This is a genomic window from Agromyces sp. ISL-38 (assembly GCF_018613935.1).
Taxonomy (GTDB): Bacteria; Actinomycetota; Actinomycetes; order Actinomycetales; family Microbacteriaceae; genus Agromyces.
Window position 1 is genome coordinate 20,467 of the sequence record NZ_JAGGPF010000012.1, and the last position, 15,072, is coordinate 35,538.

Below are 15,072 nucleotides of genomic sequence, written 5' to 3' on the forward strand. Positions count from 1 at the left end.
GCCGCAGCCTCGGCGCGCTCGTAACGTGGCTCCCGGTTGCGGCGGGTCCGCACACCCGACCCCGAGAAGGAGATCTCCATGAGCGAGAACGCAGCCGACTGGCGCTTCGAGACCAAGCAGGTGCACTCCGGCGCAGCACCCGACCCGACGACCAAGGCCCGCGCGACGCCGATCTACCAGACCACGTCATACGTGTTCGACAGCGCGCAGCACGCGCAGAACCTCTTCGCGCTCGCCGAGTTCGGCAACATCTACACGCGCATCATGAACCCGACGCAGGCCGTCGTCGAGGAGCGCCTCGCCGCGCTCGAGGGTGGCACCGGTGCCCTCCTCGTCGCGTCGGGCCAGGCGGCCGAGACCATCGCGGTGCTGAACATCGCCCAGGCTGGCGACCACATCGTCTCGTCGTCGTCGATCTACGGCGGCACCTACAACCTCTTCAAGTACACGCTCGCGAAGCTCGGCATCGAGACCACGTTCGTCGAGAACCAGGACGACGCCGACGAGTGGCGCCGCGCGGTGCGTCCGAACACGAAGCTCTTCTTCGCCGAGACGATCGGCAACCCGAAGATCAACATCCTCGACATCGAGCTCGTCGCGCGCGTCGCGCACGACGCCGGCATCCCGCTCATCGTCGACAACACCATCGCCACGCCGTACCTCATCCGCCCGTTCGAGCACGGTGCCGACATCGTGGTCCACTCGGCCACGAAGTTCCTCGGCGGCCACGGCACGGTCATCGGCGGCATCATCGTCGACGGCGGCACGTTCGAGTGGTCGAAGAACGTCGAGAAGTTCCCCGGTCTCACCGAGCCCGACCCGTCGTACCACGGTGCGAGCTACACGGCCGCGGTCGGCGACGCGCTCGCCTACATCATCAAGGCGCGGGTACAGCTGCTCCGCGACCTCGGCGCCTCGATCGCGCCGGCGAGCGCATGGCAGCTCATCCAGGGCATCGAGACCCTCTCCCTCCGCATCGAGCGGCACGTGCAGAACGCGCAGGAGATCGCGGAGTGGCTCGACAACCACCCCGACGTCGCGAGCGTGAACTACTCGGGCCTGCCCTCGAGCCCGTGGTACGCCGCCGCCAACACGTACGCCCCCAAGGGCGTCGGCGCGGTGCTGTCGTTCGAGCTCAAGGGCGGCGTCGACGCCGGCCGCACGCTCGTCGACAACCTCTCGCTGTTCTCGCACCTCGCGAACATCGGCGACGTGCGCTCGCTCGTCATCCACCCGGCCTCGACGACGCACTCGCAGCTCACCCCCGAGCAGCAGCTCACCACGGGCGTCACGCCCGGCCTGGTGCGCCTCTCGGTGGGCATCGAGAACATCGACGACCTGAAGGCCGACCTCGAAGCCGGCCTCGCCGCCGCGCGCGCCGCCACCGAGGCGGCACGGGCGGCCTGAGCGGCCCTGAACGACGACGGATGCCGCGGGCCCACGGGCTCGCGGCATCCGTCGTTCACGATCCGCGGGGCGTAACAAACGGGTGCAGCGCGCGCGGGTTCGGGAGAATCGACACATGGACTGGCAGACGACGGCCGACGCGGTGCCCGCGAGCGTGGTGTCCGAGACGCGCGCGCTCGCGCTCCTCGGCCGCGCACCGGCGACCGGCGCCTGGCGCGAAGGCGACGCTGTCGGCGATCGGCGTTTCGTGCGCATCGGCGACGTGCCGCTCGAGTCCGGCCGTGTCCTGCCCGAAGCGCGCATCGCCTATGAGCAGTGGGGCACGTTGTCGCCGGCGCGCGACAATGCGATCCTCGTGCTGCACGCCCTCACCGGCGACAGCCACGTCGTCGGCCCGGCCGGCCCCGCCCATCCGAGTGCGGGCTGGTGGCCGGGCGTCGTCGGCCCCGGCCTCGCGATCGACACCGACCGCTGGTTCGTGCTCGCGCCGAACGTGCTGGGCGGCTGCCAGGGCTCCACGGGGCCGGCCTCGCTGGCGCCCGATCGTTCCGAATGGGGCGCGCGGTTCCCCTTCCTCACCATCCGCGACCAGGTGCGCGCGCAGCTCGCCTTCGCGCGCGAGCTCGGGATCGAGCGCTTCGCGGCGGTCGTCGGCGGCTCCATGGGCGCCATGCACGTGCTCGAGTGGGCGATCGAAGCACCTGATGCCGTCGAGCGCATTGCGGTGCTCGCCGCGCCCGCCGCCACCACCGCCGACCAGATCGCGCTCAACTCGGTGCAGATCGAGGCCATCCGCGCCGATCCCGCCTTCCTCGGCGGCGAGTACTACGACTCCCCCGAGGGCGAGGGCCCTACGCGTGGTCTCGCGCTCGCCCGGCGCATGGCGATGCTGAACTACCGCACCGCCGCCGAGCTCAACCTGCGATTCGAACGTTCGTGGCAGAGCGACCTCGACCCGCTGGGCGGCGACGGCCGTTTCGCGGTCGAGTCGTACCTCGACTTCCACGGCAACAAGTTCACCCGGCGGTTCGACGCGAACAGCTACCTCGTGCTCACCGAGGCGATGAACTCCCACGACGTGGGCCGGGGGCGCGGCAGTGCGGCGGCGGCGCTCGCTCGAATCGAGGCGAAGAGCCTCGTGCTCGGCATCGACAGCGACCGCTACTTCCCGCTTGCCGGCCAGGTCGAGATCGCCGCTTCGCTCCGGCACAGCATGCACGGCGACGAACCGGTGCTGCTCCACTCGGAGTACGGCCACGACGCGTTCCTCATCGAAGACGACGCCGTCGGCGACGCCCTCGCACGCCTGCTCGCGGCCTGAAGACGGCCGCAATCCGCGGGGTTCCGGCCACGATCCGCTATGTTCGTGAGTGACGGCACCCGCGAGTCGGGTCGTCGACACTGCCGAGGGGGTGTATGAAACGCATCCACAAAGAGCGTGATCGGCTTCTGCGCCGGCTCGGGCGCATCGCCGGCCTGACCGGCGCGGGCGGTGCACTCGCCTGCCTCGTCATGCCGATCCCCGCCGGGAGCCTCGAACTCGCCGTCGCCGCGGTGCTCAGCCTCGCAGTCGGTGCGCTCGTCGGCGTGCACACTGCGCGCGGCGCGATGGGGCCCGCGCTGGGCGTCGTCGGCGGGTCCATCGTGCTCATCCTCTGGCTCGGTTCGGCGTCGGTGCCCGATCCGGCCACCACCACGGCGCTCGAGATCACGGGTGGGGTCACCGCGGCATCCGTCGCCCTCTCGCTCGTCGTGCGACCGGGCGGGCGGCTCGCCGTCGCGGGCCTCGCCACGGCAAGCCTCCTCGCCGTGGCCTTCGTGGACGTCGCGGGTCCCGAGAAGGGGTCGATCGCGATCATCACCGCCGCCGGCTGGGCCGCCGCCGCGGCGCTCGGGCTGTGGCTGGACAAGGCGGTCGGCCGGGCGTCGGAACGCATCGACGAGGTCGGGCGGGCCCACCGCGCCGAGCGTCTCGCGAGCGAATTCGAAGCGCAACAGCGCCAGGACGCGCGAGTGCTGCACGACACGGTGCTCGCCACCCTCAGCCTGCTCGCCCATTCCGGTGTGGGCGTGGGTGCGTCTGCGTTGCGACAGCAGGCAGGCGATGACGCCCGTCTGCTCAAGCAGCTTCGCCTCGGGGCACCGCTCGACAACGGGTCGAATGCCATCTTCTCCCCCGAGTCCGACTCCGACGCCCTCAGCACGACGTTCGAGTCGGTGCGGCAGCGCTTTGCGCGCATGGGGCTCGATGTCAACTGGCACGGGGCGGGCCAGCTCGCCCTTCCGCGCGAGACGCTCGACGCACTCATCGGCGCGCTCGGTGAATGCCTCGAGAACGTGCGTCGGCATTCCGGTGTCAGTGAAGCGGATGTCACGGTCACCGACGACGATCGAACCGTGCGCGCCATGGTGACCGATGCGGGCAGCGGCTTCGAGACCGAGGCGGTAGACCAGGCTCGCCTCGGATACGCGGAGTCGGTCGTGGGCCGGCTCAGCACCGTCGGCGGGCGAGCCCGGATCTTCTCCTCGCCGGGGTCGGGAACGACCGTGATGCTCGAGGTGCCGAAGCCATGATCGGCCAGACTCCGCACCCTCCCGCCGAACGCAGGGAGCACTCCTTCCGCCGTCCGACGCGCTCGGCCCGAGCTGCCGGCGATGTACGGGAGAGCCACGGCGGTCGCAGGCTCGCGACCGGCATCACCATCGGGGCCGGCCTCATCGCGCTCGCCCATCTCGCACTCGCGTTCTCGTTCGCACCGTACTACCTGAAGGGGTGGCCGGGTCCCTGGGCCGCATGGATCGCCCTCGCCATGGTCGTCACGGTCGGCGCCGTCTCCCGTGCGCTGTGGCGGAGCCTGCCCGACTGGCTCTACGTCGCACTCCTCGCCGGCCTCATCGCTCCGGTCTGGCTCGACCTCGTCGCGACGGCCGGGCTGCTCCAGTCCGGCGTGACGCCGACCGCAGGCGCCGCGGCCGGCGCCGTGCTCATGCCGGTCGCGGCCATCCGGGGAACACGGGTCCCGCTCGCAGCCGCCGCGGTCATCGGCGTCGTACTCGCCATCTCGGCGCTCGTCCAGCTCGAGTCGGCCGGCGCCTCGGTCGTCGCCGGCCTGTCGGTCGCTGCCTCGGCGGTGTTCCCCGTCGTGCTCGTGACCCTCGCCGTCAGCGGGTTCCGCCGGCTCGTCGGGCGCGAACTCGACCTCTCGCTCGTGCAGAGCACGGTCGGCACGCCGCACTCGGCCGTGGGCATGCGTGCATCCGAGGAACTCGCGCAACTGGACTTCGATGCTGAGACCCTGCTCGACGACGTCGGATCGGGGCGTATCGCGATCCCGGTGCCGGCCGAGGTCGCCGAGCGCGCCGGGTCGCTCGCCGCTCGGCTGCGGGTACGGCTCATCGAGGGCCGCACGGATACGTGGCTGCGTCACGCCGTGACGGAATCCGCGTACTTGAGCGACCGTGTCACCGTCGACGATCCGAGCGGCGCCGCGGGGCTCCTCTCCAAATCGCAACGCGACGGGTTGCTGCTCGCACTCTGGCTGCTGGTCGGCGAGCGCCCGAAGACGGCGGCGTCGCCCTTCGCGGTGCTCGTCACGTGCCGCGAATCGGTGATCGGAACCGAGTCAGGACGCCCGAGACTCAAGGTCGCCATGGACGTGAAGGGAGTCGCCCGGCGACGCGTCGATCCCGCGGCATGGGAAGCACTCGGTAGTGTCGGAACATACGAGGTCGTCGCGGGCGCCGAAGGGTTCCGCATCGACATCGACTGCAGGGTCGAGACGATCGACTTCGCAGGTTCACCGGTGGCTCGCGCCGCCGTCCGATCGAGGGGGAGCTGAATGGCTGACACCGAGGGGGAGCCACATGGCTGACACCGACACACCTATTCGACTTGCGATCGTCGACGACCATCGCATGCTGCTCGGCGCGCTCTCCGAATGGCTTCGGGGCGCAGCACCCGACATCCACCTCGTCGCAGCGGTGCCGTCGTGGTCGGAGCTGCTCGCCCACCGCGACTTCCCCGTCGACGTCGTGCTCCTCGACCTCGACCTGCGCGACAACATCCCGATCTCGCTGAAGCTCTCGATGCTCAAGTCCGCGGGAGTGCAGACGATGCTCATGAGCACGTACTCCGAGCCCGCCGTCGTGCGCGAGGCGCTCAGCTCGGGGGCGCTCGGCTACCTCGTGAAGTCGGAGCCCGTCGAAACGATCGTCGAGGCCATCCGCGCAGCACGCGGAGGCGAGTCGTATCTCACGCCCGAGCTCGAGGCCGCCCTCATCGACGACGGCACCGTGCCTCGGTTGAGCGCACAGGAGCGCCGGGTGATGGCGCTCTACGGCGCAGGCCAGCCGGTGAAGGCCGTCGCCTTCCAGCTCGGGATCTCCGAGGAGACCGCGAAAAGCTACCTCAAGCGCATCCGCGAGAAGTACCGCGTCGCGGGCTTCGACGTCGGCACGAAGGTGGCATTGCGCAAGCGCGCCATCCTCGACGGCATCCTGCTGCAGTCCGACTGAGCGTCAGTACCCCTCGCCGACCACCTCGACGGCGCCCGTTGCGTAGGGCACGGCGATGCCACGGCGCCCGCGCGCCCGGTCGAGTGCGAACGAGGCGAGGGCGAGCATGATGCCGGCGACCGTGAGCACGAGGCCGATCCAGACGGGCGCGATGTATCCGAGCCCGCCGGCGATCGCGAGCCCGCCGAGCATCGCGCCGAGGCTGTTGCCGATGTTCAGCGCCGAGTGGTTGAGCGCCGCGGCGATCGATTGACTGTCGCGTGCGACATCCATGAGCCGAGCCTGGATCGTCGGTGAGAGCGCCGCGGCCGACCCGCCGACGAGGAACAACCCCGTGCAGAGGCCCACGGGGTTCGAGGCCGTCGACCCCAGCAGCAGGAGCGAAGCGGCGAGCAGCCCGAAGAAGCCGTACATCGAGCGACGCACGCTGCGATCGGCGAGTGCACCGCCCACGAGGTTGCCGACGGTCATGCCGAGCCCGATGACCATGAGCACGACGGGAACGAACGCGGGTTCGAGGCCGGTGACGTCGGTCGCGAGCGGTGCGACGTAGCTGTAGACGGCGAACAGTCCGCCGAAGCCGATGGCACCGATGCCGAGCGCGAACCACACCTGCGCCCGGGCGAACGCGCGGAGTTCGCGTTTCATGGTCGCATGCAGGTCGCCCGGATGCCACGGCACCGCGAGGAGCACCGCCGCGAACGTCAGGGCGAAGATGCCCGCGACGGCGAGGTACGCGACGCGCCAGCCAGCCGCCTGGCCGAGCCAGGTGATCGCCGGCACCCCGATGACGTTGGCGATCGTGAGCCCCGAGAGCACGAGTGCGACGCCACGAGCGCGTTTGCCGGGGCCCATCAGGCTCGCGGCGACGAGCGACGCGATGCCGAAGTAGGCACCGTGCGGCAAGGCGGCGATGAAGCGCGCGACGAGCACGAGTTCGAAGGTCGGAAGCAGGGCCGAGGCGATCGTGCCGAGCGTGAACGCCGTGAGCAGCGCGAGCAGCAGGCGTCGTCGCGGCCAGCGCGCGGCCGCCGCGGCGATCGTGGGCGCCCCCACGACCACGCCGAGCGCATATGCGGAGATGATCCAGCCGGCCGAAGCGTTCGCGTCTTCGGGCGAGCGCGCAGAGACGCCAGGGAGGAGGTCGCGTGCGATGTCGGGCAGCAGGCCCATCGCGACGAACTCGGTGGCGCCGATGCCGAAGCCGCCGAGTGCGAGCGCCAGGAGCGCAAAACGAATACGGGCCGGCGACAACGTCGTCGGCCCGTCGGAAGAGAGGGTCACGCGTCGATTCTCGCATGGATCGAATCGATTCGACACCTGTGCGTCGCTGCGTGGCGTCACGCGGCCCGACGAGCGACCTGGCGCCACCTGGTGGGTGCGTCTTCGGCAACCGCCGGCCGCCCCTCGATCTGGTCGGCCACGAGCTCCGCCGAGCCGAACGCCATGGTCCAGCCGAGGTGCCCGTGACCGGGCGCCCCGGCGCTACCTCGACCTCTACCTCGCGTGCGTCATCTCGACACTCGACGAACTCGATGGCCCAGCGGTCTGAGCGCAGATCCTGGACGCTGCTCACGACGACCCTCTCGGGACGTTCAGCCGCGAGCCTGATCCTCGATCGCGGCTTCCAGTCGCTCCACCTTCGCGTCGATCTCGCCCACACGACCCGGCCGAATGTCTGCCTTCAGCACGAGCGACACCCGCGAGCCGTATTCGCCGACGGCCTCCGTCGCCCGCCGGATCACGTCGAAGACTTCGTCCCACTCGCCTTCGAGTTCGGTGAACATGGATGTCGTCCGGTTCGGGAGTCCCGATTCCCGAACGATGCGCACGGCTGCCGCCACGGCGTCATGGACGGACCCCTCGGGACCCTCCGAACCGCTCGGCGCTACTGAGAATGCAACCAACATGTTCGACTCCTCGCCTTCTGTCACCTATTCTCCAGCCATTGGTGATCATCAGGGTTCGGAGTCGTGCTTCCAGTCCCGCGTGAGGAGCCCGAGCAGCACCTCGTCCATGAACTCGCCCATCACCCAAGCCGAGGAACGCAGCACGCCCTCACGGACGAAGCCGTTGCGCTCGGCGGAGCGCAACATCGCGGCGTTGTCTGACAGCGTCTCGATCTGCAGCCGCTGCAGGCCGCGCACGACGAAACCGTACTGGCACAGCACCGCGACCACGTCGGTGCCATAGCCCTTGCCGCGGGCGGACGGCAGCAGCCCCAGTCCGATGTGCGCGGACCGGTTGTGGTTGTCGATGCCCCACAGCGTCGCGGTGCCGACGAGCGTCCCGCCGTCGAGCTCCACCACGGAGAACGGAACGTGCCCGTGCTCCTTGTCGTCCACCACGAGCCGCGGATCCTTCGAGCCGGGCGTGATCGGCCGCCACGGCCCGCCTTCAGCCCGCGAGGAGTTGACCACGTCGTCGTAGAGCTCGGCCCGCAGGATCGGGATGTCGTCATCGTGCCGGGCCCTGAGCCCGACCTTGCTTCCTCTGAGCATGCGACCTTTCTATCCGGCCGGACCGGCCGGCGGCAAACCGATGGGCAGTCGCCTTCCAACCCGCCACATCGCCGTGATGCCCCACGCGAGCAATGCGATCAGGAGCGCGACCTTGACGGTGAGCAGGAACACGAACGCCGGGTTGGCGACCAGGAGCCACCCGTACCAGTACGGGTAGATGATGTGCGTGAAGAGCGCGACGGCCGCCACGAGGATCGCGGGAACCGAGAAGCGCGCCGGCCGGTAGACGAGTCCGAGCACGACCGGCGCGGCCAGCCACGTGACGAACTGCGGCGAGCCCACCTTGTTGGCGAGCATGAGCACGACCACGAAGGAGAGCGCGAGCGACGGCATGAGCACGCCGAAGGCGGCGCCGCGGCGCGCCGCGCGAATCCCGATGAGCACGACGGCGAGCACTCCGATCGCCATGAGCGGCGTCGTGAGCGCCGCCGCGGCATCCGCCCCCGGCCCCTCGATCTGGAACGTCAGGATCTCGCGGTCGTACTCGATCGTGACCGACTTCACGCCGCCGACGATCTGCCAGAGCCAGCCGACGGCGAGCGGCGCCTCGATCTGCAGCCCGCGACCGGCCTGCTCGGCGATGAAGCCGACGGCGTTGAGCCCGGCCCCCGCAAGCAGGCTCACGCCCAGGATGCCCACGCTGAGCGCCGCCGCGACGCTCACCACGTCGCCGCGCTTGCGAGCGGCGATGACGAGCGCGGCGACGAGCGCGGCCGGCCAGACCTTCACCCACGCGCCGATCGTGAGCAGCACCGCGGCCACGTGCGGCCGGCCCGCCGCCCAGAGCAGCCCGGCGATCGCGATCGGCACCGTGATCGCGTCGATGCGGCCGAGTGCGATGGGCCCGAGCAGGGCGAGGAACCCGAGCCACCACCACGCCGCGAGACGCCGGGGCCGCGAGAGCCGCATCCGCCCGATGAGGAATGCGAAGACGATCGCATCGAGCACGGTGACGATCGCGAGCCAGGTCTCGCCGTAGTAGGCCGAGCCGAATGCCAGTGCGGCCGACATCGGCGCGAATGCGAGGATCGGATAGACCCACGGCATGTCGATGCCCATGCGCAACCAGCCGTTCGCGGCGTTCTCGGCCCACACCCGGTAGACGCCCGTCACGTCGCCGAGCGGATAGCCGGGTGCAGCGAGATTGAGCCACACGAGCGCGAGGTGCACGACGGCGAAGCCCGTCCAGAGGGCGGCACGGCCCGAGAGTGCATGCGTGAAACGGGCGACGGATGCCGCACGCACGTCCACCTCCGCCATCCCTGCAGCCTACCGGGGCGTCACATTCCGCCACGTGCTGCTCGAGCGGCGTCCGGATCCGGAATGCTGGGGGCACACCTGTCACCGGAGGCCCCCATGACCCGACGCTCACTCGCCGCGCTCCTCGCCGCCGCATCCGCGACCCTCGTGCTCGCCGCGTGCTCGGCGGGCGATGCCGGCGCCGCCTCCGGCGACAACGGCGGCGGCTACGTCACCGACGGCAAGCTCACGATCGGCACCGGTGAACCCGCCTACTCGCCGTGGGTGCTCGATGACGCACCCGAGTCGGGCGAGGGCTTCGAGGCGGCGGTCGCCTATGCCGTGGCCGATGAGCTCGGCTTCGCGGCCGACGACGTGGTGTGGGTGCGCACGACCTTCGAGCAGGCGATCGCGCCGGGGCCGAAGGACTTCGACTTCAACCTGCAGCAGTTCTCCATCACCGACGAGCGCGAGCAAGCGGTCGACTTCTCGTCGCCGTACTACGAGACGACACAGGTCGTCATCACGGTCGACGGCTCCCCCGCGGCATCCGCGAGCTCGATCGCCGACCTGCAGGGCCTGCTCATCGGCGCCCAGACCGGCACGACGAGCTTCGACGCGATCGAGTCGATCATTGCGCCCACGGCGGGCGCGCAGGTGTTCAACACCAACGACGACGCGAAGCTCGCCCTGCAGAACGGCACGGTCGACGCGATCGTGGTCGACCTGCCGACGGCGTTCTACCTCACCTCCGCCGAGCTCGACGGCGGCAAGATCGTCGGGCAGTTGCCCGCGACCACCGGCGGCGGCGACGCGTTCGGCCTCGTGCTGGCGAAGGACTCGGCACTCACCGCCGATGTCACCGCTGCGGTCGACGCCCTCCGCGAGAACGGCACGCTCGACGCACTCGCCACGGAATGGCTCGCCGGCGAGGGCGCGGCGCCAGTGCTCGAGTGACGGATGCCGCACCGGCTCGCCGGCCGGGCGCGCACCGCAGGCTGGGTTAGCGTGGGCTCGTGACGGGCATCGGAGTCTCGACGGGCGCAGGCGGCGCGGGCGCGGGCATGCGCGAGCCGGCCTGGATGCCGAGCGACGTGGAGCTCGGACGGCGGGCGTACCGTCGCCGGCAGGCGCGTCGCTCCATCCTCGTCAGCGCACTGAGCACGCTCGTGCTCGCGGCGCTCCTCGCAGTGGCCCTCATCGGGTCACCCGGCTGGGCGAGGGTGCAGCAGACGTTCTTCGACCCCGAGGTCGCGGTCGCGGCGCTGCCGCGCGTGCTCCAAGGTCTCTGGCTGAACGTCCAGGTGCTCGTCGTCGCGAGCGTCGGCGTGCTCCTCTTCGCCCTCCTGCTCGCCACGATCCGCACACTTCGCGGCCCCGTGTTCTTTCCGCTCCGCGCGCTCGCGGCGGGCTACACCGACCTCTTCCGCGGCATCCCGCTCCTCATCGTGCTGTATCTCGTCGGCTACGGCATTCCCGGCCTCGACTTCTTCGGCCGCATGCCGGCCGCGTTCTGGGGCACGATCGCCCTCATTCTCACGTACTCCGCCTACGTGTCGGAGGTGTTCCGGGCGGGCATCGAGGCGGTGCATCCGTCGCAGCGGCTCGCCGCCCGGTCGCTCGGGCTGAGCCACGGCCAGACGATGCGGCGCGTGGTGCTGCCGCAGGCGATGCGCAAGGTGACGCCGGCGCTCATGAACGACTTCGTCGCCATGCAGAAGGACGTCGGCCTCATCTCGGTGCTCGGCGCCGTCGACGCCGTGCGCGCGGCGCAGATCGAGACGTCGCACTTCTACAATTTCACGCCCTATGTCGTCGCCGGCCTCCTGTTCGTGCTGCTCGCGTGGCCCATGATCCGGCTGACCGACTGGCTCTCGGCGCGCACGCGGGCGCGCGAGCAGGCCGGGAGCCTCGTATGAACGCGTCGGCGGTCGGCCTCGAAGCACCGCCGGTGCTCCGCCTCCGCGGCGTCCGGCGCGCATTCGGCGACCACGAGGTGCTCCGCGGCATCGACCTCGATGTCGCCGCACACGAGGTGGTCGCGCTCGTCGGGGCGAGCGGCTCGGGCAAGTCGACGCTGCTGCGCACCGTCAACCTGCTCGAACGCATCGACGACGGCATGATCCTCCTGGCCGGCGAAGACGTGAGCGACCCGCGCACCGACGCCGACCGGGTGCGCGGTCGCATCGGCGTGGTCTTCCAGGCCTACAACCTGTTCCCCCACCTGAGCGTGCTCGACAACGTGACGCTCGCCTCGCGGCTCGTGCACCGCATCCCACGTGCCGAGGCGGAGCGGCGCGCGCTCGAGCTCCTCGGTTCCATCGGCCTCGGCGACTTCGCGCGATCGTTCCCCGACCGCCTGTCGGGCGGGCAGCAGCAGCGTGCCGCGATCGTGCGCGCGATCGCGACCGACCCCGAATTGCTCCTGCTCGATGAGGTGACGAGCGCGCTCGACCCCGAGCTCGTCGGCGAGGTGCTCGAGCTCGTGCGGGCGCTCGCCGCCGGCGGAACCACGATCGTCATGGCGACGCACGAGATGGCGTTCGCCCGCGACGTCGCCGACCGGGTGGTGTTCCTCGACGCCGGTCGCATCATCGAGGATGCCCCGGCTCGCGAGTTCTTCGCCTCGCCGCGCGAGGCTCGCTCGCGCGAGTTCCTCGCCCGGTTCCTGCCCGAGGCGTGAGCCCGAGGCGTCAGGCCGACGCGTGAGCTCGCGGCTCCTCGCCCGTCAGTGGGCGAGCAACGAGCCGATGACGCTCGGTACCGCCGCAGCGATGTCGAGCGCGGTCACCGGTCCCCCGCCGACGTCGCCGCTCGCGCGCCTCGCGGCCTCGCCCTGCACGAACGCCGCCGTCGCAGCGAGTGACGTGAGCGCCTCGGCATCCGTCGCCAGCCGCTCGTGGTGCGTCGCGACGAGGGCGCCCAGGATGCCTCCGAGCACGTCGCCCGTGCCGGCGGTGGCGAGCCAGTGCGTCGGCGCGGTGATCGTGTAGCGATCGCCGTCGGGGTCGCACACGTAGGTGACGGCACCCTTCAGCAACACGGCGACGCGGAGTTCGGTGGCGGCGCGCTGGGCCCAGCCCGCCGGGTCGTCACGCACCTCCTGCTCGCTCGCGTCGATCTCGCGCGAGGTGAGCAGCGCGGCGAGCTCGCGGGCGTGCGGGGTGATGATCGTGGGTGCGGTGTGCGTGCCGACGAGGTCGAGCCCGCCGGCGTCGAGCACGACCGGCACGCGATCGGCGAGGGCGTGCTGCAGGTCGCCCTGCAGGAGGAACGAGCGGCGGCCGGGGTCGATGCCCGAGCCGACGAGCCACGCCTGCACGCGACCGGTCACCGTGACCGTCTCGGGGCGGCGCGCCAGGACCGCCGCGCGGACCGCACGCGGGCCGGTGAACCGCACCATGCCGATGCCGGCGCGATGCGCCGCCTCGACGCCGAGCACGGCGGCGCCGGGATACTCGGGCGAGCCGGTGATGATGCCGAGCACGCCGCGACGGTACTTGTCGTCGCCGGCCACCGGCTCGATGATCCACGCGGCCGCATCATCGGCGGTCCACTCCTGCCATGACGCGTCCATGGTCCAACGATAGGTTGATGGGGATGCCTCCGACAGCCGCCGCACCGATCTGCCTCTCCCCTCGCGTCGTCGTCTTCGACTACGGCGAGGTCATCTCCCGCGAGCCGACCACGGCCGACCGCACCACGCTCCTCGCGCGTGCGGGCGTCGCGCACGAGCCGTTCTGGGTCGCGTACTGGGCCCACCGCGACGGGCTCGATCGTGGCACGACGTCGATCGCCGAGTACTGGGGGGCGGTCGCGCGCGACACCGGCGCCCAATGGAGCCCGGTCGACGTCCACGAACTCTGGGCGATCGACCATCGGGGCTGGCTGAGCGTCGACGTGGGAACGCTCGGCGTGCTGCACGCCCTCGCTGCAGGCGGAACCCGCCTCGCGCTGCTCTCGAACGCGGGCCGCGACTTCGGAGGCTGGTTGCGCCACGGCTCCTTCGGTCCGCTCTTCGAGCGCGTGTTCGTGAGCGGGAAGCTCGGCCTCGTGAAGCCCGACGCGGCGATCTACGAGCACGTGATCGCAGAGCTCGGCATCGAGGCATCCGAGTTCCTCTTCGTCGACAACAAGTCGGAGAACGTCGAGGGCGCGCGCGCCGTCGGAGGTGACGGGCACGTGTTCACGGATGCCGCGGGCCTCGAGTCATGGCTGCGGGCGCTCGCATGAGCGACGACGTCAAGACGGCCCACGCGCCGCATCCGGGGACCATGGACGCCCCGACGCCGCCCGGGCTGTTCACGCCGATCACGATCCGGGGCGTGACGATCCGCAACCGGGTCTGGGTGCCGCCGCTCTGCCAGTACTCGGTGACGGCGCGTGACGGCGTGCCGCACGACTGGCACCTCGTCCACCTCGGTGCGATGGCTGCAGGCGGTGCAGGACTCGTGATCGCCGAGGCGACGGCGGTGAGTCCAGAGGGCCGGATCTCCGATCACGACACCGGAATCTGGAACGACGCGCAGGCCGCCGGGTGGGCTCGCGTCACGCGCTTCCTCCGTTCACAGGGTTCCGCGTCCGGCCTCCAGCTCGCGCACGCCGGACGCAAGGCGTCGATCTGGCCCGAGCCGATGCGCCGGCCCGGCTCACAACCGGTCGACGAGGGCGGCTGGCAGACCGTCTCGGCTTCGGCGATCGCGTTCGACGGCTACCGCGAGCCGGTCGCGCTCGACGAAGCCGGCATCCTCCGCGTCGTCGACGACTTCCGGCTCGCCGCGCGCCGAGCCGTTGCCGCCGGGTTCGACCTCGTCGAGGTGCATGCCGCCCACGGCTATCTCGTGCACCAGTTCCTCTCGCCCCTCTCGAACGTGCGCACCGACCGCTGGGGCGGCAGCCTCGAGAACCGAGCGCGACTCCTACTCGAGATCGTGCGCGCCGTGCGTGCTGAGATCGGCGAGCGGATGCCGCTCTTCGTCCGGTTCTCAGCGACCGACTGGACCCCGGGCGGCTGGGACGAGGCGCAGACGGCGACCGTCGCCGGCTGGACCGAAGACGCCGGCGCCGACTTCTTCGACGTGTCGACCGGAGGGCTCGTGGCATCGGCCGACATCCCCATCGGTCCCGGATATCAGGCGCACTTCGCTGAATACGTGGGCGAACGGTCGGATGCCCCGGTGTCGGCGGTCGGCCGCATCACCAACGCGAAGCATGCCGACGACCTCGTCTCCTCGGGACGCGCCGACGCGATCATGTTCGGCAAGGCCATGATGCGCGACCCCCATTTCGCCATGCGGGCCGCACACGAACTCGGCGCGGACACCTCGATATGGCCGCGCCAGTACCTGCGAGCGCGTCCCGAGGCGAACGACGGCGAGTGGTGAGCCGG

Annotated in this window: 15 protein-coding genes; 10 read left to right on the plus strand and 5 right to left on the minus strand. The window is 70.8% G+C overall.

Going from position 1 to position 15,072, the window contains the following annotated elements; genetic code table 11:
- Nucleotides 1-72: 72 nt before the first annotated feature.
- From J7E25_RS14160 to J7E25_RS14180, 5 genes are all read left to right on the plus strand, one after another.
- A complete protein-coding gene (locus J7E25_RS14160) occupies nt 73-1,407 on the plus strand; it encodes a bifunctional o-acetylhomoserine/o-acetylserine sulfhydrylase (RefSeq protein ID WP_374196241.1) in 1,335 nt (444 codons plus the stop codon).
- A gap of 115 nt (nt 1,408-1,522) precedes the next feature.
- The gene (locus J7E25_RS14165) at nt 1,523-2,728 is read left to right on the plus strand and encodes a homoserine O-acetyltransferase (protein WP_214870806.1); all 1,206 of its coding nucleotides are present in this window, start codon (nt 1,523-1,525) and stop codon (nt 2,726-2,728) included.
- A gap of 95 nt (nt 2,729-2,823) precedes the next feature.
- Nucleotides 2,824-3,981: a sensor histidine kinase gene (locus J7E25_RS14170; RefSeq protein ID WP_214870807.1), complete on the plus strand. Its 1,158-nt coding sequence runs from the start codon at nt 2,824-2,826 to the stop codon at nt 3,979-3,981.
- A complete protein-coding gene (locus J7E25_RS14175) occupies nt 3,978-5,246 on the plus strand; it encodes a hypothetical protein (protein ID WP_214870808.1) in 1,269 nt (422 codons plus the stop codon). Before J7E25_RS14170 ends, J7E25_RS14175 begins: the two co-directional genes overlap by 4 nt.
- Before the next feature lie 25 nt (nt 5,247-5,271).
- Nucleotides 5,272-5,922, plus strand: coding sequence for a response regulator transcription factor (locus J7E25_RS14180; protein ID WP_214870809.1), 651 nt, complete (start codon nt 5,272-5,274; stop codon nt 5,920-5,922).
- 3 nt (nt 5,923-5,925) lie between these two features.
- Here the strand turns inward: J7E25_RS14180 and J7E25_RS14185 are convergent, their stop codons facing one another.
- From J7E25_RS14185 to J7E25_RS14200, 4 genes are all read right to left on the minus strand, one after another.
- A complete protein-coding gene (locus tag J7E25_RS14185; protein ID WP_214870810.1) occupies nt 5,926-7,206 on the minus strand; it encodes an MFS transporter in 1,281 nt (426 codons plus the stop codon).
- A gap of 311 nt (nt 7,207-7,517) precedes the next feature.
- Nucleotides 7,518-7,832 carry a thiamine-binding protein gene (locus tag J7E25_RS14190; protein ID WP_214870811.1) on the minus strand — a complete coding sequence of 105 codons (315 nt, stop codon included), beginning with the start codon at nt 7,830-7,832 and terminating at the stop codon, nt 7,518-7,520.
- A 48-nt stretch (nt 7,833-7,880) separates the two neighbouring features.
- On the minus strand, nt 7,881-8,423 hold the full coding sequence (locus J7E25_RS14195; protein WP_214870812.1) for a GNAT family N-acetyltransferase: 543 nt from the start codon (nt 8,421-8,423) through the stop codon (nt 7,881-7,883).
- A 9-nt stretch (nt 8,424-8,432) separates the two neighbouring features.
- A complete protein-coding gene (locus J7E25_RS14200; protein ID WP_214870813.1) occupies nt 8,433-9,704 on the minus strand; it encodes a glycosyltransferase 87 family protein in 1,272 nt (423 codons plus the stop codon).
- 96 nt (nt 9,705-9,800) lie between these two features.
- Between J7E25_RS14200 and J7E25_RS14205 the strand changes: the two genes are divergently transcribed.
- From J7E25_RS14205 to J7E25_RS14215, 3 genes are all read left to right on the plus strand, one after another.
- Nucleotides 9,801-10,640, plus strand: coding sequence for an ABC transporter substrate-binding protein (locus tag J7E25_RS14205; RefSeq protein WP_214870814.1), 840 nt, complete (start codon nt 9,801-9,803; stop codon nt 10,638-10,640).
- A 107-nt stretch (nt 10,641-10,747) separates the two neighbouring features.
- Nucleotides 10,748-11,602, plus strand: coding sequence for an amino acid ABC transporter permease (locus tag J7E25_RS14210; RefSeq protein ID WP_214870977.1), 855 nt, complete (start codon nt 10,748-10,750; stop codon nt 11,600-11,602).
- Complete coding sequence (locus J7E25_RS14215; RefSeq protein WP_214870815.1) at nt 11,599-12,366, plus strand: amino acid ABC transporter ATP-binding protein; 768 nt, start codon at nt 11,599-11,601, stop codon at nt 12,364-12,366. The genes J7E25_RS14210 and J7E25_RS14215 overlap by 4 nt, the downstream gene beginning before the upstream one ends.
- 45 nt (nt 12,367-12,411) lie before the next feature.
- Here J7E25_RS14215 and J7E25_RS14220 read toward each other — a convergent pair whose 3' ends face one another.
- Nucleotides 12,412-13,260: an ADP/ATP-dependent (S)-NAD(P)H-hydrate dehydratase gene (locus J7E25_RS14220; protein WP_214870816.1), complete on the minus strand. Its 849-nt coding sequence runs from the start codon at nt 13,258-13,260 to the stop codon at nt 12,412-12,414.
- A gap of 23 nt (nt 13,261-13,283) precedes the next feature.
- Between J7E25_RS14220 and J7E25_RS14225 the strand changes: the two genes are divergently transcribed.
- Complete coding sequence (locus J7E25_RS14225; RefSeq protein ID WP_214870817.1) at nt 13,284-13,916, plus strand: HAD family phosphatase; 633 nt, start codon at nt 13,284-13,286, stop codon at nt 13,914-13,916.
- Nucleotides 13,917-13,957: 41 nt separating this feature from the next.
- Complete coding sequence (locus tag J7E25_RS14230) at nt 13,958-15,067, plus strand: NADH:flavin oxidoreductase/NADH oxidase (protein ID WP_214870978.1); 1,110 nt, start codon at nt 13,958-13,960, stop codon at nt 15,065-15,067.
- Nucleotides 15,068-15,072: the final 5 nt, after the last annotated feature.